16 protein-coding genes are annotated in these 19,397 nt (G+C 66.9%); 9 read left to right on the plus strand and 7 right to left on the minus strand.

Features of this window, described 5'->3' with window-relative positions; genetic code table 11:
* Positions 1-40: 40 nt before the first annotated feature.
* The 3 genes from MJ777_RS17785 to MJ777_RS17795 form a co-directional block, all read right to left on the minus strand.
* Positions 41-676 (minus strand): HD domain-containing protein, encoded by a 636-nt coding sequence (locus MJ777_RS17785; RefSeq protein ID WP_239377212.1) that lies wholly within the window; start codon positions 674-676, stop codon positions 41-43.
* 162 nt (positions 677-838) lie between these two features.
* Entirely contained in the window at positions 839-2,158 is a 1,320-nt protein-coding gene (locus tag MJ777_RS17790; protein WP_370652758.1) for a helix-turn-helix domain-containing protein, read from the minus strand.
* 2 nt (positions 2,159-2,160) lie between these two features.
* A complete protein-coding gene (locus MJ777_RS17795) occupies positions 2,161-2,970 on the minus strand; it encodes a hypothetical protein (RefSeq protein WP_239377214.1) in 810 nt (269 codons plus the stop codon).
* A gap of 244 nt (positions 2,971-3,214) precedes the next feature.
* On the opposite strand from MJ777_RS17795, the gene MJ777_RS17800 reads away from it, so the two are divergent.
* The 3 genes from MJ777_RS17800 to MJ777_RS17810 all read left to right on the plus strand — a co-directional run bounded on the left by MJ777_RS17800 (position 3,215) and on the right by MJ777_RS17810 (position 5,083).
* Positions 3,215-3,562 (plus strand): recombinase family protein, encoded by a 348-nt coding sequence (locus MJ777_RS17800; protein ID WP_239377215.1) that lies wholly within the window; start codon positions 3,215-3,217, stop codon positions 3,560-3,562.
* A gap of 11 nt (positions 3,563-3,573) precedes the next feature.
* A complete protein-coding gene (locus MJ777_RS17805) occupies positions 3,574-4,176 on the plus strand; it encodes an ATP-binding protein (RefSeq protein ID WP_239377216.1) in 603 nt (200 codons plus the stop codon).
* 85 nt (positions 4,177-4,261) lie between these two features.
* Positions 4,262-5,083, plus strand: a complete 822-nt coding sequence (locus MJ777_RS17810) for an alpha/beta hydrolase (RefSeq protein ID WP_239310688.1) — start codon at positions 4,262-4,264, stop codon at positions 5,081-5,083.
* 11 nt (positions 5,084-5,094) lie between these two features.
* On the opposite strand, the gene MJ777_RS17815 is transcribed toward MJ777_RS17810, so the two are convergent.
* Positions 5,095-6,642 carry a helix-turn-helix transcriptional regulator gene (locus tag MJ777_RS17815; RefSeq protein WP_239377217.1) on the minus strand — a complete coding sequence of 516 codons (1,548 nt, stop codon included), beginning with the start codon at positions 6,640-6,642 and terminating at the stop codon, positions 5,095-5,097.
* Between the two features lie 227 nt (positions 6,643-6,869).
* Here MJ777_RS17815 and MJ777_RS17820 point away from each other — a divergent pair, with 227 nt between their 5' ends.
* The 3 genes from MJ777_RS17820 to MJ777_RS17830 are packed head-to-tail and all read left to right on the plus strand — an operon-like array spanning position 6,870 to position 9,348.
* Entirely contained in the window at positions 6,870-7,553 is a 684-nt protein-coding gene (locus tag MJ777_RS17820) for a hypothetical protein (protein WP_239310686.1), read from the plus strand.
* Positions 7,550-8,692 (plus strand): radical SAM protein, encoded by a 1,143-nt coding sequence (locus tag MJ777_RS17825; protein ID WP_239377218.1) that lies wholly within the window; start codon positions 7,550-7,552, stop codon positions 8,690-8,692. Before MJ777_RS17820 ends, MJ777_RS17825 begins: the two co-directional genes overlap by 4 nt.
* Positions 8,693-8,706: 14 nt before the next feature.
* Positions 8,707-9,348, plus strand: coding sequence for a hypothetical protein (locus tag MJ777_RS17830; protein WP_239310684.1), 642 nt, complete (start codon positions 8,707-8,709; stop codon positions 9,346-9,348).
* Here the strand turns inward: MJ777_RS17830 and MJ777_RS17835 are convergent.
* Both MJ777_RS17835 and MJ777_RS17840 read right to left on the minus strand, forming a co-directional pair.
* Positions 9,345-10,283, minus strand: coding sequence for a carbohydrate kinase family protein (locus tag MJ777_RS17835; RefSeq protein WP_239377219.1), 939 nt, complete (start codon positions 10,281-10,283; stop codon positions 9,345-9,347). The genes MJ777_RS17830 and MJ777_RS17835 overlap by 4 nt on opposite strands.
* Positions 10,284-10,285: 2 nt before the next feature.
* Positions 10,286-10,720 carry an NUDIX domain-containing protein gene (locus tag MJ777_RS17840; RefSeq protein ID WP_239377220.1) on the minus strand — a complete coding sequence of 145 codons (435 nt, stop codon included), beginning with the start codon at positions 10,718-10,720 and terminating at the stop codon, positions 10,286-10,288.
* A gap of 346 nt (positions 10,721-11,066) precedes the next feature.
* Here MJ777_RS17840 and MJ777_RS17845 point away from each other — a divergent pair, with 346 nt between their 5' ends.
* Together MJ777_RS17845 and MJ777_RS17850 are read left to right on the plus strand one after the other, a co-directional pair.
* Positions 11,067-11,570: a hypothetical protein gene (locus MJ777_RS17845; protein ID WP_239377221.1), complete on the plus strand. Its 504-nt coding sequence runs from the start codon at positions 11,067-11,069 to the stop codon at positions 11,568-11,570.
* 996 nt (positions 11,571-12,566) lie between these two features.
* The gene (locus tag MJ777_RS17850; RefSeq protein ID WP_239377222.1) at positions 12,567-14,498 is read left to right on the plus strand and encodes an endonuclease/exonuclease/phosphatase family protein; all 1,932 of its coding nucleotides are present in this window, start codon (positions 12,567-12,569) and stop codon (positions 14,496-14,498) included.
* A 175-nt stretch (positions 14,499-14,673) separates the two neighbouring features.
* Here the strand turns inward: MJ777_RS17850 and MJ777_RS17855 are convergent, their stop codons facing one another.
* Positions 14,674-16,329, minus strand: coding sequence for an effector-associated domain EAD1-containing protein (locus MJ777_RS17855; RefSeq protein ID WP_239312867.1), 1,656 nt, complete (start codon positions 16,327-16,329; stop codon positions 14,674-14,676).
* Between the two features lie 584 nt (positions 16,330-16,913).
* Between MJ777_RS17855 and helR the strand changes: the two genes are divergently transcribed.
* Complete coding sequence (gene helR, locus MJ777_RS17860) at positions 16,914-19,067, plus strand: RNA polymerase recycling motor ATPase HelR (RefSeq protein WP_239377223.1); 2,154 nt, start codon at positions 16,914-16,916, stop codon at positions 19,065-19,067.
* Positions 19,068-19,397 lie beyond the last annotated feature (330 nt).

The raw sequence follows: 19,397 nt of genomic DNA on the forward strand, positions 1-19,397 counted from the left end.
AGCGCCCGGGTCCCTCGGGGACTTGATGGGCCCCACACGTTCACATGGTGGGCTGCGCGGTCAGGTAGGCATAGTGGCGCCGCCATGCGGCGAACAGATTATGGAAGAAGGGGAATCCGTCCGCGAGAGGAATGATCGATTCGACGGTCTCGGCGTAGTACGTGCGCTGTTTGGCCGGGCGGGGGTGAGTGTGCAGGCGCTGGGTGGTGCTGTACCGGTCGGCGAGTTTGACGGCGATCGCGTCGGGAGGCGCGGCGGCCAGCCGGTCGAGATAGGCCTGGCGTGCCTGCTGCGCGGTCTGCCCGGTCGCGGGTTCTGGTTTGGTCAGGTGCTCCACCAGTTCGGCGACGGCCGGTCCGAACTGTTCGGTGACCTCGCTCAGCGAACATGGGGTGTCCTCGACGACGTCGTGCAGCAGCGCGGCGGCGAGGGGCACGGCTCGGCGTTCGCTGGTGCCGACAAGCAGCACCTCCAGCGCTTCGAGCAGATGCGTGGGGTAGGGCTCGCCGGCCGGTCGGCGTTGGTCGCCATGCCAGGACTCGGCGAACCGGTAGGCCCGTCGCAGTACCGAGGCGTCGTCCGGGCCGAGGGTGCTGGACACAGTGGGTTCGGCGTCGGCCCAGGTCTTCCAGGATGCGAAGATCCGAATTCCGCCAGCTGGTTGATCGTGAGTCATCGGCGCTCTCCCAGGACGAGACGAAGGGCCCGCGTCCGGCCCTGGTGCGTGATCGGGACTGTGTGGGCGCCCCAGGCCCGCGAACCGGTGGCCACCGTGATATGGCGGCCGGCTTTGGCTGATTCGCTGCCATGTCGGCATTGACCCACTAATGTCGATGCGTCACCATCGGCGTTCGTTCTCGTATGTATTTCCGTTGCCGATGGTAACGTCATCTTTGGCGTTGGCCACAGTGTGCTGGGGGTTGTTTTGCCGGACTGGCGCGACTTCTGATTCATCAGATCTCTCCGGCCGTCCTGTTTGGTGGCGCTCCAAGAGCGACACCACCCGGCCATCGCCCCGTTGACCACTTTCGCCGTGCAAATGAACGGTTTCAGAGCGCGTGCTGTCGGGCGTACGAGCTGTGACGGTGCGGAACAGGTCGACCGGTACGCGACATTGCTCGATCAACTGCGTCTCGTCGATACCTTCCTGCGCCAGCAGCTCGATGGCCTTGGGCAGTAGTGATGGCTGTTCGATGGCGCTCATCAGACCGGGCTCGTCGCGCCGCCAGCCGCGAGCCGAGATTGTCGTCATGGCGTTGCGGTAGGACACGTCACTGAGCCGCCCGAGCCAGCGGGCCCGGTACAGCAGGGCCTGAATGCTGACGCCCCACTGCTCCTTGAGGCGAGCGAGGGTCCGCCAGACCTTCCCGTCCATGACAGCTGGGAGTAGATCACGAAGCTGCTCGGCAGGCATCAGTAATTCGGCGGCGAAGCGGTAGGCCTGGTCCTCTACGATCCGGCCGCCCGGTTCGGCGTCGCTGTGCATGACCAGATGCCCCAGCTCGTGCGCCACATCGAACCGCTGCCGGTAATAATCGCGCTTAATCGGGTTCAGGACCACGACGGGACGCAGGCGGCTGTCGAACGAGTACGCGTCCACGGACGAGGTGCGGAGCGGACTGAAGACTACGAGCACGCCGTGGTTTTCTAGCAGTCGGACCAGGTGTCCGGCAGGCCCGGCGGCCATCCCCCATTGCTCCCGGATAAGCTGCGCGGCGCGTTCTGGGCCGTCGTCGTCACGGTCATCGACTACAACTGGGAGGGTCGGCACCGAGGGTTCCGGGAACTCGACATGCTTTTCCAAGCTGGTCGCGATGTCCACGGCAACCTGTCCGAAGGCGAATGCCTGGTCGCGGGCGAGCTGAGTGGTGGAACGCAGCGACCGGAAGTGCGGCGTCGTACTGAGCGCGGCGACGTCGTCCGGCCGGACCGAGAAGAAGCCCGGCTCGACCGAGAGACTCAGCGCCAACTGCGCGACTGTGGCGGCGGCGGGCCGCTTGGCCCCGGACTCCCAGGCTGCCACCGCCGTCGGACTCTTCCCGACCGCGGCGGCAAGATCGCTTTTGCGGAGGCCTGCGAGCTGACGGGCCAGCGTAAGACGACCACCGTCGAAGAAGGCGGTCGCCTCGGCCACCCGATCGGCTGCTGGCGGACGCATGCTCACTGTTCACCACTGGCGCGATCACGACGAAGCTCTTCGGCCGGACGGCGCAGGCGCACCTCGGCGTCCGCCACGGTACTCGGCCCGGCCGGAAGCGGGCTGTCGTCGTCGATGTGGTAGCCGCCCTTAATCGGCGGAACGCTGAGGAGATTCTCGTACCAGTGCCAGGCGTTCCCGCCACCAGCGTTGAGGCGGGGACGACCGTAGACCAGCTCCGGGGCTCCAGTTACGGGGTCAAGACTGTGCGCGACTGCGAACGTCGGAAGATCGAGCTCCTTGTTCGCGCCCAAGACCTCAAGGCCGCCGGCCTCCTCGTCATCGAGGCCGTCGAACAGCGTGGGCGCGGGCTCCGGGTTGCGTTGACGAGCAACCGACCGCTTCGTCGGGCTACGCCGTGGCCACGGCAGCCGGTCGATCTCACCGTGCTTGCATGAGGCGAGCAGAAACCGCCGGCCGGCATGTGTCCAACCGGGACTGCCGTTGAGGTCCGCCCGGCGCACCAACCCCGAGCCAAGCCGGGGCATGGTCCGGATGTCCTCCTTGGGGAGTTCCTCGAACAGCCGGTCGAGAGCGACATCAGCATCGTCCTCGCCAGAGCCAGTGATCGAGTAATGCTCGCAGGTGAACACGCGGTCCAGCCGGTTCCGGAAGAGGGTGAACCGGGTGTTTCCCAGCCAGGCCGCGTCATGGCCGGCACCCTCGGAGTAGTCCTCCAGGGATCGCGTAACCGCTGACCGGTACGCCCAGCGCACCCCGTTGAGGACCCCGGCCGCCTCAAGCTCCTCGATGACATCCTGCTGCTCACTCACGCGAGCAACTTACACCATGGCCAGCAAATGCTGTCGCAGGCTCAACCGCCAGGGTGCAGTGGGCGCGCTGGACTACACCCTGCGCCAAGTCCAACACATGGCATCGCGCTGCGTGTAGAGCCCATACGCCACACACATGGCGCCCGCCCATCTGGCCTTCCACCCTTACCGCAGACGTCCCGGGCCGGGTCGAGCCGACTCCTCGGCCCGGGGCGTCAGCCACCCAGCGGAATGGAGGGGACGGATGCCCACGACCGTGTATGGCTACATCCGTATGGAGGGCGACGACGGGAGCGAGGAAGACCATCTCCATGGTCTACTGTCCGCCCACGCGGCGGCGGAGAGCATGACCATGGCCGACGTGTTCGTCGACCGCAGTAGGCCGCCAACACGGATCGTGCGGCCCGGCCTCACGGAACTGCTGGCACAGCTCCGGCGCACCGAGGGACGCGCCGTGCTGGTCGCCGACCTCGACCACCTTTCGACCTCGACCCCAGTCCGCCACACCATCGAGGTGGAGATCAGTAACGCGGGCAGCTGCGTGCTCGTGGTGGGAGCACCGAACACCCAATCCCCAACACCGAGCACGTGAGCGGGTCGACGGTGACGGCGGCACCCGCAGACCGCCAGTCCCTCGTCATGCAGCGGCATGAGGTTCGCCGATTCCAGACGGACTACAACGCGCCCGGCCTGGCGCGCCGGCACGTCGCGGCAACCTTGCAGGCGTGGAACCTGGCGGACTTGATCGATACGGCGGGCTTGCTGGTGTCCGAACTCGTGACGAATGCCTGTCGGGCGTCGTTCGCTCGGCAGGAGTCTGCGGACATCATCGCCGCCCGCCTCACACGCACCGACGTTGACCTGATCATCGAGGTCTGGGATTCCAGCTCGGCTGCGCCTGTCCGGCAAGACCCGGCTCTCGACGCCGAAGGCGGTCGCGGCCTACTGCTGGTGTCGGCGCTCAGCACCCGATGGGCCTACTACCGGCCTCCGACCGGCGGCAAGGTGACCTGGTGCAGCCTCCCACTACCGGCAAAGACCGACGTTGCGGCCGGGAACGCCGAGCCGTTGCCCTCGCGCCAGAGACCGGCCAGAGCCGCCGAACCGATCGAAGTCTTCGATGACCTTGCAACTCTACAGTGCGTCGCCGATGCGCTGCGGGCACTGGACTGGGACCTGCCGCCCGGCGAGGGCGTTGGGCGATAGGCATCTCGCTGGCGGCTCTGGCCTTCGCGCGCCGTTCGCCAGAGGATGGCCGGGTATCAGTGGCTGCCGTGTCCAGAGGAGCGCCATGCCCGCGCACGAGACCGCGACTTCACTCCGCACACTGGACGGCTTGCACCTGGCCGCCACGCTGACCACGCCGGATGCGGCTGTCAGCCGAGCCGTGGTCCTCGTCCACGGCGGCGGCGTCACCCGCGAGGAGGGCGGCTTCTTCACCCGGCTGGCCGCCGGGCTGGCGGAGGCGGGCGCCGCGTCGCTGCGGTTCGACCTCCGCGGGCATGGGGAGAGCGAAGGCCCCATGGAGGAGACGACGCTGACGGGCCACCTAAACGACATCGGGGTGGCTCTGGCCAGGGTGCGGGAGGAAACCGGTGCGTCCGTCCTGCATCTGCTGGGCACGAGCTTCGGCGGCGGCCTCGCGGCCTACTACGCGGCGAAGCGCCCGGAAGAGCTGTCGCGGCTGGTGCTACTGAATCCGCAGCTCGACTACAAGAACCGCTACGTCGACCAGAAGCCCTACTGGCACAATAATGTCCTGGACGACGAGGCCGCGGCGCGGCTAACAGCCGAGGGCTTCATCCGCCACTCGCCCACCGTCCGGCACGGGCGGGCAATGCTAAGCGAAGTGTTCTGGATTAGGCCGGTGGAGGTGCTTGGCGAAACCACCGCGCCAACCCTCATCGTCCACGGCACGAAGGACACGTTCGTATCCATAGAAGCCACCCGCGCGGCCGTACCCCGCTTCCAAGCAGAGTACAAATTGGTGGAAATCGAGGGCGCGCAGCATGGATTCGCCGTGCATGACGACCCGACGTACGCCGATCCGCAGAGCCAGCAATGGCAGGCGTTCGTGATTCGGACGGTGGCGGAGTGGCTAACCAAAGACTGATCTTCCGGTAGTTATGCGCCCATCGCTGCCCGCAACTCTCGCGGACCGCTGCGGGCCTGCCACGGGGCGAGGATCGCCACAACCCGGGCCACTTCTCTGGTGGTGCGCTGCGAGTTGGTGCTCGCCGCCAAACGGAGGGCGTCCAGTCCTTCCTGGGCGGCCTCATCCGGTTCACCACCCAGAGCGCAGGCCACCGCCCGGCGTGCCCGGTAGTAGCCCTCATCCCGCCGGGCCAGCACGCCGCTGGCTAACACATCGCCGTACAGCGCGGCGGCCTCGCGGGGTTTGCCGGCCTCGATGTAGCAACTGGCCGACCGCAGCAGCCAGGTACGTTCGTCGTACTGCGCGCCGAGCGGCGAGGCATCCCCGTCATCGGCGGCGGCCAACAGCGTCTGGGCGTCGCTGAGCTTCCGCTCGACGACGGCGATTGGCTCGCCGGTCATCGCCAGCCCGCGGGCCTCCTGTTGGATGACCTCAGCGCGGACGCGGGGCGGGAGCCGCCACGGACCGTGATGAGCAGCTTGCGCGAGGGTCAGCACCCGCACGGCATCCCGCTCCGTGTAGGCCATCTGCGACTTCCGGAGCAGGATGTAGCCCTGCATCGGCAGGTCGCAAGCCTCCTGTGCCCATTCCGTCCCCCGGTCGTACCAGTAAGTGGCCGAGTCGGGGTCGTGCAGGTCTCGGTACAGCCAGCCGGCGAACTCGGCACCATCGGCACCGATGGCGAGCAGCGCGCGCCGGACGTCCGGTTGGACGTCGCGGGCGTGTTGCTGGACGGCGCCGAGGATGCCGAGCACCATCGGCAGGACGCGCAACGGCCCCGCGTGGCCGTCGTCGGCCTTGCAGCGTCCAAACTGGCGGGCGAAGAAGCCAACCACCGAGTGGTCCAGGTACCGGTGAGCATCTTCCAGCGCGGCGGCCAGGTGCCGCATCTCGTCCAGGCCGGCGAACGGTAGGACACGCGCGGTCTGCCGTTCGGCCGATGCAGCGGGGCCTACCGCCAGACCCGGCGTGGCCCCGGCCCGAACAGCCAATGTGCCGATCATGGCGTCGAGGCCAGCGGCCTTCGCTGCCTCAGCATCGACCGGAATCATGACCTCCCGGCCGCCGAGCACAACCGGCATGAGAATCGGCGGCTCGGTTTCGATGGGCGTCCGGGTACGCGGCGCGCCGGGCAGGTCGAACCACAGCAGCTCGCCCGGAATGCCGAGGATCTGGCTGTAGCGGATCAGCTTGGTCAGTTCCTCTGGCGCCCGGCCGTTCTCGATGCGGCTGAGCTGGGCCTGGGTGAGCCCGAGCCAGGTGCCGACCAGCTCCTGCGACAGCGTGTGGCTGTGGTACGGGTGGTTCCGGTAGGCAAAGATCACCCGGCCCATGTGCCAGGTGGCCAGGGCGTCGCGCATCTGGTCGAGCGCCCAGAACTCCGGCGGCACCGCCGGCGGACGGGCTTGCGCGTCGACGGCGGCGCTCTGGCACGGACTACACAGCGGCCGGGGGTTGTCCACGGCCAGGCGATGGCCGCAGCGGGTGCAGTGGCGGAGCTGAGGCGCGCTCGTCACGGCTGGACATCTCCCGGGGTTGTACGCGGACGATCAGGACGACGCTAACACCGCCGGTAGCAGGGTCTATGCGTTTCGCGTATGCCGACCACACCCGACAGACGTGGCAGCGCCGGATCTTGGGTCCGACGCTGAGGATGCTTCCCATCGTCGGTCGCACGCGCTGCCGGACTCCCCTCACCGGCGGCGCACCGTCCTGCACTCCGCTTCAAAGGGGGTTGCCCGTAATGACCCTCACGGTTGCCGTACCCGTGGTCGGTCCGCCGGCTGCCGGCAAGACGACCCTGACCGCGCGGCTCGGTCGGGCGCCAGGGTGCGCCGTCTTCCGACTCCGGGAGCACGTGCCGGAGACCATCCTGGCGGCCACGGCCACCAGCGCCGAACGACTCGGCTGGATCGACGACTTCAACGTCGTGACCGCGCTGCGCGGCTACCTCGACACCACGGTGAAGGGCGACCAGACGAGCACCGTGTTCTTCGACAACTTCCCCGGCACCGGCACACAGGTCCGGCTGTTCCTCGCCGCATTGGAGCAGCACGCGCCCGGCTGCACCGTGCATGCCGTCGAGCTTGCCAGCGAGGTGACCACCCTTTACCGCCGGGCCTTCCAGCGGCGGGTGTGCCACCGCTGCGAACGCGACCCCATCCACGACCCCCGACTACCCGCCGAGCCGAGCGCCGAGGACGCCCAGCGGTGCGCCCGCTGCGGCGGCATCCTGCACCCCCGCCGGGGCGACGCACCGCGGCTGCTGCGTGCCCGGTTGCAGCGCTACCGGCAGACCGCCGACGGCATCCGCCAAGCGTTCGCAGAGGCCGGCGTCGCCGTGACCCGGCTCAACAGCGGCACGTCCCCCGAGCAGACCGCCCAGGCCGTCACCGCACTCCTGACCTCGAGGATTCGCCAGCTATGACCACTGTGCCTCTTGCCCCGCCGCGTCTGCGGACTGATGACGACTACGGCCATGCTCGGATGCCCCGGCGGGCCGGCGCCCCACAGCCGGACCGCATTGACCGGGTTGCGTACGGCCGGTTCCGGAACGTCTACCTCTATATAACGGAGGCCTGCCAGCTCCGGTGCGAGCACTGCTACATGGGCGAGCGGCTGGACCGGGCACTCAAGATGGGTCTGCCCGAAATCGCCGCGACGCTGGTCACCTGGCGGCGGATGGGCGGTAGCAAGCTGACCGTCCTCGGCGGCGAGCCGACGCTGCACCCCAACTACGTCGAGGTCATCCGGCTCGGCCGAGCCCTGGGCTACGAGGACGTCATCACGACGACCAACGCCCAGAAGCCGGCGGCGCGCAAGTTCCGGCAGCTGGAGCCGGAGGATTTCGCCTACGTCCAAGTCAGCCTCGACGGCGGCAGCGCTGGCTCCCACGACCGGGTGCGCGGCGCCGGCACGTTCGACACCGCGCTGGAGACGACGGCCGAACTGACCAGCCGCGGTTTCGACACCCGGATCATCTGCACCGTCAACCAGGCCAACCGGGGTGACGCGCTCAAGCTGCTGGACCTCGCCGATGAGCTCGGCGTGTCCCTGGTGAAGTTCCACGTCTTCTCGACCATCGGCGTCGGGCACGGCAACGCCGACATGGCGATGAGCCCTCGGGAGTGGGTGACGTTTTGCGACGTGCTCAACGAGACCGCGCCCGGCTACCAGACGCGGGTCTGGTACCAGCCGACCTACGCCCGCCGCGACCAGATGGCCCGCTACGCCGCCGAGGGCTACCAGGGCTGCATCGGGCGGACGCTGGACAGAATCTCGATCTTTCCCGACGGCAGATGCTACGTCTGCTCCTACCTGTTCGACACCGATCTGTACTTCGCCCGGATGCAGGACGGCCAGGTGGTGCTCAACCGCAGTGACAACGAGTTCGACCTGTTCACCCGTCCGCTGGTCACGAGCGCCTGCGGCGGCTGCAAGGTCGCGTCTTGCCAGGGCGGCTGCCCGGCAGAACAGATCGTTATGGGCGGCTCGTCGTGTGCTATCGAGCCCGACATCGTGCCGGTTTGCCGGCTGTGGAAGTCCAGCGCCAAGCCCGAAGACTAGGAAGGAAGATCCAGATGGATCACATCATCGAGCCGCTGCACGCGCTGGACTGGAACGACATCGACGCCGTGGAGCACGCCACCCGGAAGGCACTCACGCAGCTCGCCGACGACCCGGACGTCGTACGGGGCGCCCTGCTCAGCCTGCCGGCACGGCCGGAACTGCTGGCACTCGCCGAGCACTACGACATCCTGGACAAGATCGTGCTGTATCAGGACGCCGCCGGCATCCGGGTGCGGCTGCATGTCTTCCTGCCCGGCTACTTCGACCGGCCGCACAACCACCGCTGGTCGTATGCCAGCCTGATCCTGCGCGGCGAGTACCGGCATTACCTGTTCGGCGACGTCGACGTAGACACCGAGCCCGAGCCGGGCAGCCTGGCCGCGCTGCAGGTCCGGCAGGAGCAGGCTGGCTACGCCTACGCCCTGCACCACTCGATGGTGCATGCCGTGGTGGCCGAGCCGTACACGGTGTCGCTGGTCATCCGCGGCCCGGCAGTGAAGGATCGCTTCCTGGTCATGGACCGCACAACCGGCGAGCGCTGGTGGCAGTTCGGGGCCGTCCAGGAGTCGGCCGCCGAAGCCGCCCGCAAGCGAATGACACGCGGGCGGCTCGACGAGCTGACCGGAATGCTCCGGGACTGGGACCTCTTCTAACTGGCGACCACGGCCGGATGATGTCCGCGCGACTCGACAACGGCCGTCAACTCGGCAAGCGTCGGCAACGCTTCATCGTGAGCCCGCTCGCAGCGCAGGGCGCCGCTGGCAGCGGCCACCTCCAAGGCGTTCCGCATTGGCCAGCCCCGAACCAGCCCGTACAGCAGGCCGGCAGAGAACGCGGCACCGGCGCAGTGGGTGTGCCGCACCTGCACCTTGAATGCCGGAACCCGCAGCCGCCGCTCATCTTCGACCGCCACGGCACCGGACGCCCCGGCCGTGACCACCACCCGCCGGGCGCCCGTCGCGTGCAGCAGGGACGCCGCCATCGCCGGGGCGGCCTCGTGCTCGACGTCATCAACGTTGGTTTGGATCAGGATGTCCGGACAACCGCGGATTGCGGCGGTCACCGCCGACGAGAGCGCCGAGCCGCCCAGGTTGAGCAGCATCGGCACACCAGCCGTCCGCGTGGCATGCACCGCGCGGACGGCTGCGGTCTCGATGAGCTGGTAACAGTCGATGTAGGCGAACGAGGCTCTGGCCAGCGACGATAGATCCGCGGTGGCCAGGGCCTCGGCCACCCCGGGCAGGTACGGGAACCAGGTGCGAGTGCCCTGCTCGTCAGCCACGATCACAATCTGCGGCGTGGCCATGCCGGGTACCACCTCGGCCGTTGCCGCCACCCGACGCCGGTGGAGCCACGCCTGTACCTGGTCGCCTTGGGCGTCGTCACCGAAGTTGTTGCTGATCACGAGGGCCGGGACGTCGAGGGCGGCCAGGACAGCCGCGACCATCGGGCCGTCAGCCGCAATCGAGGCCTCGGCCCGCTGGACCTCGGCCCCATGGTTGGCAGGCGGAAAACGCTCGACGTTCCACAGGGACGCGGCGGCCAGGTAGCTGAAGCAGACCACCGGGCCAGAGTGGTACCCGGACACCGCTACCAGCCGTAGACCGAGAAGGGCTGGCCGGCGGCGATGTGCTCCAGGGCCGTACGGCAGTAGGCGATCATGTGGGCGGGCAGCTCGTCGAGCGGGAACCAGCGGAGTTCGCTGCACTTGTCGGGTTCGTGATTCTCCGGCTCACCCTCCCAGCCGCGCACCGTGAAGAAGAAGGCGGCGCGGCCACCGCTGGACGAGCTGTGCATGACGTGTGCGAACTCGACGGCTTCGGGTTGAATCGTGACGCCGATTTCTTCCTTGGCCTCGCGAATCAGGGCAGCGACTACCGACTCCCCGGCTTCGAGGTGGCCGGAGGGCAGGTGATAAGCACCGTCCTCGTAGCCAGTGTTCTGGCGGCAGCCGAAGAGAACGTCATTGCCTTTCAGCAAGACGAGGTGAACGTCGGTGGTGAGCTGGTGGCGGGGTGAGGTCATGACGATTATCTCCATGGGTCCGAGGGGCGAGAGTGGTTTCTCGCGAGACCGGTATACATTCATTGTAGCGCGATACGGCCTGATTCCGAACCGCAACCGCAACCGCAACCGCCGACAGACCAGATTTCAGGTGTGCCGGTACGGATATCACTGCCAGTCACGTGTCAAGCAGACGGTCAGGTTGACCACGCCTGCCCGCTACTCAACACGCCGACCTGCCGGTGGCAACGCTATCGAATAATGCAGAACGCTCATGCTTGCCACCAAGATCACGACATGCATAAATAGAGCTAGCATTTTGGCGGCCGCCAAAAATGAAGCTCAATACGGAAGTTGAGGAATCGACGTGATCCCCTGGAAAGCTCTTAGCAGAACACTCCTGATCGTGTTGGCGCTTATCGTCATTCCCATTCTGGTTGGCTGCGGCGCGGACACTGGGAAGTCGCCCAATCAAGCGAGAGCCGAGCAAGTGGCCCGGGATGCAGGTTGGATCGTAGTGGGTTCTATGCCGAACGACGGCCGGTATGGGGACTACCCTAACTGGATCATCCAGGTCACGTTCGTAGACCGCAACGGCGTCACCGGTTCGGCTGTACTTGGCAGTACACCCTACAACAGCGCAGAGCCGCTCCTGGGAGTGGAAATCTACGAGATTAACGGGGAGGGTGTTGAACTGCCGGGCATACAGGCAGCGGGCATTCCGGCCCAGTACCTGAGCGATATCCACCCGGAGGATTTGCGGAGGCATGTTGCGGTGGTAGAGGACGGGTTTGAGATCTTCTCTGATTCGCAGGACACGCCTCTGCGGCAGTCGGCTAGCCCTTTGCCGGCGGCTGGGAGTACTCCGTAAAAGCGACCGACGACAAGATTCCTGCCGTCGCAGCGCGCAATATCACTGATGGTTCGCGCAGACCTGAGCCACGTCTATAAACTGGCTCACATACTACCTAGCAAATCCATTCACATCATAAACAAGACTCGACACGATAAACACACAACTAAAGCGACCGCCAATGGAGTGCAACACGCCCGCTCAGAATGGCTTTCGCTCAAGCTCCACGACAATCCGGTCCCAGAGTGACTCAAACAGCTCCTCGCGGGTTAGCTCACGCTCCATGCTTCCGCAACTGAAGGTCATCTTGTCGTAAACATTCACCTGGTTTAGAGATCTTGCTGTAGGTGACGAGTCGTGGGCATGCCTGCGGGCCACGCCGGGTGGGTCCATAGCCGGGCATGCCGATCAACCCGGTGGCATGTTTCCCCCAAAAACGATCTGTATTAAACAGCGGTTGCTCAACTGATCAACTGAAGGTGTGTCATGTGCCTGCCGGGTTCGGCAACAAGATTATCAGCGTTCATCCCGTGGTGAAGTAACGCTGGATGTCGCGGGCCGTGAGCTGGCCCCAGCATCCGATCGGGCGGGCATCGGCAACAAGACCCTTGGTGAGCCCATCGGCGGTATAGCCCTGACCGGCGCGAATACCTTTTCGGCGGGCATCGCGTCGTGTACCGCCTCCCAGCTGCCATGATTTCGTCATGTATATACATGACAGTTTTCCGACAGGCTTCCGAGATACACGACAGCGGCGATTTTCCTATAGTCGCTAACGTCAAGCTCCGTAACCTTCGATGCCCCGTAGCGGACCAGGGCCCGGTACGGGGGCGAGGCCATCGGCGGCTGGGCAACAGCAAGATCGGACGATCGCTACGCGTTCCTCCGCGGTGCCGATGAGAGGAGCGTCCACTCGAACGCAGGAGGTTCCCACGTGTTTCGAGACGCAGGCCAGCCGGTACGAGCAGTGCCGCCGGCAGGCGCCGCCGCGATTATTGACCGGAAGGACCCTTCATGCCATTAATCGACGCGATCACTGCCGTGACGCGACGACGTACTGCCGCACCACGGCGGTTGCCCGAGCCGAGGTACAACAATCCGACGACACGGGACCGTCGACGGCGCTGGATCGCCGCCGTGGTCGCTTTCCTGGCCGGGCCGGCGGTCCTGGCCACGACATTGACGCTGAGCACCTCGGCGGCGCAGGCCGTGAACAACGACGGCACGTCGTCGTTCGCCACGTACAACATGCACGGCTCCGACAACGGATTGACCTGGCGGTCGGAGATCCAGCGGCTGACCGCGCACAACGCGGTGGTGGCGCTGCAGGAGGCCGGCAGCGGGCCGCCGATGCCGGCGAGCATGGACCGGAGCAACTTCCGGCAGATCCGGCTCAATCCGTCCCGCCCCAGCCCCTTCCCCGGTTCGGTCACGCAGGTGACCTGGCCGGGTGGCCCGAGCGGCAGCAACCGTTACGTGTACTTCCTGCAGACAGACCCCCGCCGGGTCGGTGACACGGGCCTGGACACGTGGGACGGCGGCCAGATGAACGTGGCGATGGTCACCGATTCCCAGGCCGATGAGGTCCGCGTGCTCGAGAACCCGGCCTACGACCCGAACCCGAACGCCCCGAACAACCGTTACCGGGCGCGTCCGCTGCTCGGTCTGCGGTTCGGGAACACCTGGTATTGGAACACGCATGCCCGCGGCGAGGACGTGCCCGGACTGCTCAACCAGGTCCGGAACTTCGCGGCCACCGATGGCCGCAACTGGGTCCTGGTCGGCGACTTCAACCTGAACATCCTCAACCGTTCCGACGACGAGGCCCGCAACCAGTCGCTGCATCTGCGCGCTGATGAGACCCTGGTCCGCACGGGTCAGCCGACGTTCATCAACGGCAACAACCCGAGTGAGCTGGACTACGCGATAACGCACGGCCTGCCAGCGTTCACCGCGACCATTCCGAGGGGTGCTGGATCCGACCACGTGCCTGTGGACTTTGCCCGGACACCGCCGCCGGCCCAGCCGCCAGCCCCGGCCCGCGTCTACGGCACCGTGCTGGCCACACCGAGCGGCCGTCTGCTGCAGGAGAACCCGGACCGTTCGATCGCGATCGGGGACGCCCGCTACGACAACAACCAGACCTACCGGATGTACACCACCGACTCGCTCACCCACTACCTGCGCAACGTCGGCACCGGAGACTGCGTCGCGGTCGCGCCGGACGCCCGCCGGGACGTGTCCTCCCGGATCGTCGCCGACACGTGCGATGACCCGCGCTCGCAGTGGACGATCAGCCATCTTGAGGACGACCCGGTGCCGAACGACGACAACGGCGGACCACAACGCTGGCAGAGCGTGGCCTTCCCCGGGCTCTGCCTGACTCCGGCTGGCAACTCGGTGACCGCGGCGCCGTGCACCCAGGACGCTGCCCAGCGGTGGTGGGACAGCCCTTCCTCCCTCCCTACAAACTGGCAGACGACTGACGCGAACGTGCGACTCGAATCCGCGTTCAATGGCCGGCTGCGGCGGATCGGCAAGGTCGCCAACACCGAGGTCTATACCGCATCCAAGCCGCCCGCCAGCTGGTGGATCTATTGGTGGTTGTGGGAGAAGCAAGATTTCGGCTGGAACATCCAGCGGATTAGCCCGGACGACAACCTGGTCCGAATCAAGAGCCTGGACGGTGACCTTTGGTGCCTGGGCAGCCGGGACGAGCACGCCACCAAGACAACGGCTGCCGTGCTCCAGGTGTGCGACGCCCCCCGCGGCGTCGACGGGGCTGGCCAGCGTTGGCTGGCCGAGAGCTACCCAGACGGGACCATCCGCTTCCGTAACGAGGCGAACCACCTGTGTCTGCTGTCTCCCGACGGCCAGAGTGGTTACGCCTCGCTTTACGAGTGCCAGGACATCCCGGCCGAACGCTGGAGCGTGGTGAAGCCCTGAATCGCCGGGCCGCCTGGACCGGCGCGTACGACGGTCCAGGTGGCCCAGTCTCCGGGCGGGTTGACCCGCGGTGACGGACCGGTTAGGTGTGGTGAGCCGCACTCATGATCGACCGGGGTCATATTGACAGACCAGGCAGGCTGAACGACAAGCGCGGTCATCGCAAAAGCGATAGTCAGTCGGCACGGCGCCACAACCAAGCATCCATTCGGTCGCCCGCGTAGACCAGCGCAGCGCCATTCGCGCTGATATGCAGCTCGCGCACATGCGACCCGCCCGCAGCGGTGCCCGGCGGTTCAGTCAGGGATTTGGTTTCGACGTTGCCGCTGGTTACGTCCCACTGCAGTAGCACTGTGTTGTCGTAGGCGCCGGACACCAGCGTCCGGCCGTCCGGAGTGAAGTCGAGACACAGCACCCCGCCGCCATGGCCGTTCAGGTCCGAGGCGAAATGCACGCCGGTCTGGTCGACATGCCACAGCACAATCGGACCGCCGTTGTCCTGGCCGGTCGCGAGCATCGTTCCGTTCGGGTTGAAGGAGGCCGTGAAGACCGATCCCGGTGCATATGCGGGTTCTCCCACCGGCTGTAGGCGGTTGATATCCCAGAGGACTATTTTTCCCTGCGAATCCGGTGTGCCCGGCCTGGCTGGTTCGGCGACAGTGACGAACCAGCGCCCGGTCGGATCCACCTCCGTACTCCAGAGTTCGCCGTCCGCTTGTACCACCCCCGCTTCACCCGTGGCGATATTCCAGACCCGGGCGGTGTGATCCTGGCTCGCGCTGACCAGCGTGGCACCATCCGGCGAGAACGACAGCGAGCGGATGTTATCGCGGTGCCCTGTCATTCGCCTCGGCGGTGCATGTCCCGCGAGATCCCACAGAACGACAGTCTTGTCCATTCCACCGCTGGCGAGAATTGTTCCGTCCGGGCTGAACGCGAGAGCGTCGACACGACCGGAATGGACCCCGATCAGGGTTGCTGTGCTTTTTCCGGAGGACGTGTCATAGAGAATGATTTTTCCGTTCTCGCCGCCAGTCGCGGCCACCGTTCCAGAACCGTTGATAGCCACGCTGGTCACATTGCTGGTCTGCCCCTTCAGCAGCATCGGCCGGGCCGTGTCGAATCCGCCGAACGGCACAGCTGGCGGTGCTGCGGTTACCCTGCGGTCCGGACCCGTCCGAGCGTCGTCCCCGCTGGGGGCGAACACAAGGACAGCTGTCACCGCAACGGCCACCGTCACGGCGATCAGGCCGCTTGCCAGTCCGATCGTTCGGGCCCGAGTACGGCCTGGCCGAGTATGGCGTGGCCAGGCCTCTTTCGTCGGCGTAGGCAGGATGGTTGGAGCGGCGGCGGCATGCGGTTCGTCGGTCTCAGGCGGCCTGTCTGGGCCGGTTGCGGTCAGGGCGCGTGACTCAGGAACAGATGTCGGCACGGACGTGACAGGCTCCCGTACCGTGTCGTCTGTGTCCGCGGATTCGCCGGGGCTGTCACGGGCGTCATCATCACGCGGTACCGGCGGTACCGGCGGCGGATCAACCACAGGCAGGTCGGCGAATCGCTGAAACACCGGGTTGCCCGGAAACATCTCGAGCGCGGCCCGCGCGATCCGACGGTAGGGGTCGACGGCGATTCCGTTCTCGAACGAGCGGAACGTCTCCGCCCACCACAGCGTCGCGTTGAGTCCGACCCAGTCGAGATGCCGGTCGGCCGGGATGCCGATCTCCAGAAGAAGGTGGTGCGCGGCGGTCTGGTTGGAGAAGGCCACCGCGAGCGCGGACCGCAGTATGCGAACGTCGTCGTTCCCATGTGCCGCCCCGCCCAGCAAGGCCACCCCGACTCCTCACTCCGATGCCTGTAGATCGCGGAAGAAGGATACGACCGCATCCGCCCACTGACGGGCTGGGAGGACAGCGAGGCGTGGCCTACACCAGGACCACCGACTGTTCCGTCTCAACGGCGATGCCAGTTGAGGGGTGGCGGCGCCAACGGCACGGCGGATCATAGAATATACGTCGGTGATGCCCGGGTGACCGCTTCGCGGGTCAGCATCCCGCCGGCTCAACTCGCCGACCTGCATATCTGTCACTGCGGCGCGTTCGCCTACATCGCAGGCCAGGTCTCCGACGGAGAGAGGATCCCGCTGACGCGGCTGCGCTACGCAGGATCGGCCACACGCAGAGGCGTCCCCCGCGAGGACGTACGGGCGAGACCCCCAGGGCCTGCCTGGTGGATATTGGTCGATGCGGGTGGTGATCCAGCAGGCGGTTCGCAAGGCTGCGGACAGCGGGGTCCCCGTGCGGCGCGAAGCGGGGTACGGGAGCGATGCGGCGGGGTGCCTGCTGGGCATCGATCCGCGCGATCGAAGATTTGCCAGACAGGCCCCAAGGTCACGAACCCCAGATCGGAACCGACGACGTGAACCCCCTGATCGCCAGCGCGTTCGACCTTCCCGACCATCTCACCCCCAAGGCCGACCCGACACTGATCGCCGGCGACGAGCGGCACTTCGCGGCTATCGCGGAGAGTCTCGAGCACTCGATCACGGAGCTGTCCGACCGCCTCGACGCCGAGCGCAAAGCGCCCGGCGGCATAGGCCGGGAGGCGATGGAGCGGGATATGGAGATCCACCGGCTGACCGCTCGCCTGCGCGCCCTGCGTCGCTTCGGTTTGGATCTGTGTCTCGGACGCATCGTCAGCGCGGACAACCCCGAGCCCCTGTACGTCGGACGACTTGGCCTCACGGACAGCGGGGGTCGCCGGCTGCTGCTCGACTGGCGTTCCCCCGCGGCTGAGCCGTTCTTCGGGGCGACCCACGCCAACCCGATGGGTCTGGCAAGCCGCCGCAGGTATCGCTGGACCCGCGGCCGGGTCAGCGACTACTGGGATGAGGTGTTCACTGTGGACGGGTTTGACGGGCACGCCGCGCTCGACGACCAGTCCGCCTTCATCGCCAGCCTGGCCAGCAACCGGTCGCCCCGGATGCGGGACGTGCTCGGCACCATCCAGGCCGATCAGGACGCTATCATCCGCGCGGGCTCCGACGGCGCTCTCGTCGTCGACGGCGGTCCCGGTACGGGGAAGACCGTTGTCGCTCTGCACCGCTCCGCCTACCTTCTCTACTCCGACCCTCGCCTCGGTCGCCGCCGGGGCGGCGTGCTGTTCGTCGGTCCACACCAGCCCTACCTGGCTTACGTCGCAGACGTCCTGCCCAGTGTCGGCGAGGAGGGCGTGCAGACCTGCACCCTGCGGGACCTCGTCGCCGAGGGAGCCGCGGCAGCGGTCGAGACCGACCCGGACGTGGCCCTCCTGAAGTCGTCCGCGGACCTGGTGAAGGCGATCGAGACGGCCGTTAGGTTCTACGAGGAGCCGCCCGCCACGGGCATGACGGTCACGACCCACTGGTCTGACATCTGGTTGAGCGCCGACGATTGGGCCGAGGCGTTCGACGCACCAGACCCCGGTACTCCGCACAACGATGCGCGCGAGCGGATCTGGGCGGAGCTGATCGCGATCATAACGGACAAGCACGATGGCGACGTCTCAGCTGACCTGCTCCGGAAGTCGCTGCCGCGGAACGAGGAGCTGCTTACGACCTTCAACCGGGCGTGGCCGCTGCTCGAAGCGGCTGACCTCGTCGCGGACCTGTGGTCGGTACCCGCCTACCTGCGCAAGTGCGCTCCCTGGCTCAGCCCCGATGACGTTCAGGCGCTGCAGCGCGGGGACACCCAGGCCTGGACGGTGTCCGATCTGCCGCTCCTGGACGCGGCCCGGCAGCGGCTCGGCGACCCGCGGGCGTCCCGGCGTAAGCGCCGACATAACGCCGCTGTCGCCGCCGAGTGCGAGCAGATGGCCAAGGTCGTCGACAACCTGATCCAGGCTGCCGATGATGAATACGGCGTAGGCCTGGTGACGATGCTGCGCGGCGAGGACTTCCAGAACGTCCTAGCCGACGGGACCGCACCGCCCAGTACCGACCCGGACCTGCTCGCCGGCCCGTTCGCGCACATCGTCGTGGACGAGGCTCAGGAACTGACCGACGCGGAGTGGCAGATGCTGCTGCTGCGCTGCCCGTCCCGGAGCTTCACCATCGTCGGGGACCGTGCCCAGGCCAGGCACGGGTTCACAGAGTCGTGGCAGGAACGGCTCGAGCGGATCGGACTCGGCCAGATCAACCTGGCCTCCCTGAGCATCAACTACCGGACGCCGGAAGAGGTCATGGCGGAAGCCGAGCCGGTCATCCGGGCTGTGCTTCCGGACGCCAACGTGCCGACCTCCATCCGTGGCGGCGATATCCCCGTCATGCACGGATCAGCTTCGGACCTGGGCTCGATCCTCGATACCTGGCTTGCCGCGCAGGCCGACGGGATCGCCTGCGTCATCGGCGATCCCGCGTTCCGGGCGACCTCCCGCGTCCGGTCGCTGACCCCGGAGCTGTCAAAGGGGCTCGAGTTCGACCTGGTTGTCCTCATTGACCCGGAGGGGTTCGGCGACGGCATCGAAGGAGCGGTCGACCGCTATGTAGCGATGACGCGAGCGACCCAGCGACTCGTCATCCTCACGAGCTCCTGACATCGGCCGAGACCTCGTCGAGAACGCCACCTAGCCGGCTGACCTGTGCCCACGCGTTCGGCTACGGTTGGGTCCTCTGTTGCCCCCGTGCGGTAGCTCCTGCTCGGGCTGGTACCGGTCCCGTTGATTGTCCCGGCCGCAGCCATGTCCAGCGTGCCGACATAGCCCCGGAGCGAACACCACACAAAATATGGATGAACCCATGGGCGTGGCTGGGCCGTGACTGGAGTTGATGGCCAAGAGCGCCCGGCAATAGGGGCGTGGATCAAGGAGCGGGGCTGGGGCGCGTGCCCCAGCCCCGCGACGCCGCGTCCCCTAGAGCCGGGCGCT

It is taken from the genome of Protofrankia sp. Cj5 (assembly GCF_917627405.1).
Taxonomy (GTDB): Bacteria; Actinomycetota; Actinomycetes; order Frankiales; family Frankiaceae; genus Protofrankia.